Origin of the sequence: Microcoleus sp. MON1_C5, from assembly GCF_036701875.1 — a bacterium.
In the GTDB taxonomy this organism is placed as follows: Bacteria; Cyanobacteriota; Cyanobacteriia; order Cyanobacteriales; family Microcoleaceae; genus Microcoleus.
In genome coordinates, this window is sequence record NZ_JAUBRN010000057.1 from 42,946 (window position 1) to 44,304 (window position 1,359).

2 protein-coding genes are annotated in these 1,359 nt (G+C 47.4%); one reads left to right on the forward strand and one right to left on the reverse strand.

What is annotated here, in order from left to right:
• Positions 1 to 920 (forward strand): Calx-beta domain-containing protein (locus QUA71_RS23065; protein ID WP_333288590.1); only part of this gene is annotated, 920 nt, incomplete at its 5' end.
• Positions 921 to 985: 65 nt separating this feature from the next.
• Here QUA71_RS23065 and QUA71_RS23070 read toward each other — a convergent pair.
• Positions 986 to 1,231: a hypothetical protein gene (locus QUA71_RS23070; RefSeq protein WP_445243821.1), complete on the reverse strand. Its 246-nt coding sequence runs from the start codon at positions 1,229 to 1,231 to the stop codon at positions 986 to 988.
• Positions 1,232 to 1,359 lie beyond the last annotated feature (128 nt).

Genomic DNA, 1,359 nt, shown 5'->3' on the forward strand with positions numbered 1-1,359 from the left:
TCACCGTGACGGCTTTGACTGATGCGATTTTGGAATCGCCGGAAACGGTGAATTTGGTGCTCTTCGGTGGCAATGTCGGCAGTAATCCGTCACTTTTGACGATTAATGATGTTGTGGCGCCAACTGGGACGACGCCAACTGCGACGCCGACGCCGACATCTCCAAGTCTCTTCCAGTTCGCCCAACCAAATTACACGGTGGCTGAAGGCGGGGTGGCTACGATTAACGTTACTCGCACCGGTGACACGGCGGCTGCATCGATTAACTTCACTACTCTTGACGGTTCGGCAAGTTCAGCAGGCACAGCAGCGGATTACACTACGGCGGCGGGGACGTTGAATTTTGCTGCGGGGCAAACAACCGCTAGTTTCCCCGTGACGACTTTGAGCGACATAACAGGGGAACCACCGGAAACGGTGAATTTGGTGCTCTTGGGTGGCAATGTCAGTGGTCCTCCGTCAATTTTGACGATTAATGATGTGGCGCCAACTGGGACGACGACAACTGCGACGCCGACGCTGACAGCTCGCAGTCTCTTCCAGTTCGCCCAACCAAATTACACGGTGGCTGAAGGCGGCGTGGCTCCGACTTCCTTCTTTTACGGTTCGTCTCCCGATCCTATTATTGATGGTGGTTATGGAGTTGTTACGATTAATCGGGCTGGCAATACTTCGGTTTCGGCTTCGGTGGACTATTTGATTGCTGATCCTGGTCGTCAACCTAGGAACAACGTAGACTACACCATTGTCAGTTCATTTTCTGTGAGTCCTACTGGAGGCACGGTTAACTTTAATCCCGGTCAAACTACCGTTAGTCTGACGATTAACAATCTTCCTGAGTTGACTGGTGGGGTGGTGAATTTGGGCTTTGGTCCAGGTTCGATCGGCGCTCCGGCATCGAATGCAATTACTCTGATTTAAGGCTGTTAGTAGAGCGAGGAATCCTTGCTCTACTAATACAGTAGATTGCAAGTTTATAGATGACATTAGCAGCATTTAGTAAAGCAGTTTTTTAGATGTTGAGGATTTATTAATTCGAGTGCGACGGCAGTTAATGTATCAATTATTTGGGTTAAGAGAGAAAAACTACGCAGAAAAAAATTAAGTTGAAACCACCCTAATTCATGGAAATTAAAATCAGGAGAATACGGTGATAAGTTAATAATACTTGCACCAACTGCTTCAATCATCGGTGCAATAGGAGCCATTTTATGTGCTGGTAAATTATCCATTAATACTACCGCTGCCCACAGTTACGGGAATAAAAACTATTCGATAAATACTTCTGACGGGGTGACAACCCAGTCAAAAGCATTGCCAGTAGCGGATTGAGACAACTTAAGGTAAAAAAAGATGGGGT

Bases quoted from the DNA above. Each gene is read 5' to 3' on its own strand.
- QUA71_RS23070 (WP_445243821.1), bottom strand. From the start codon at position 1,231: ATGGATAATTTACCAGCACATAAAATGGCTCCTATTGCACCGATGATT.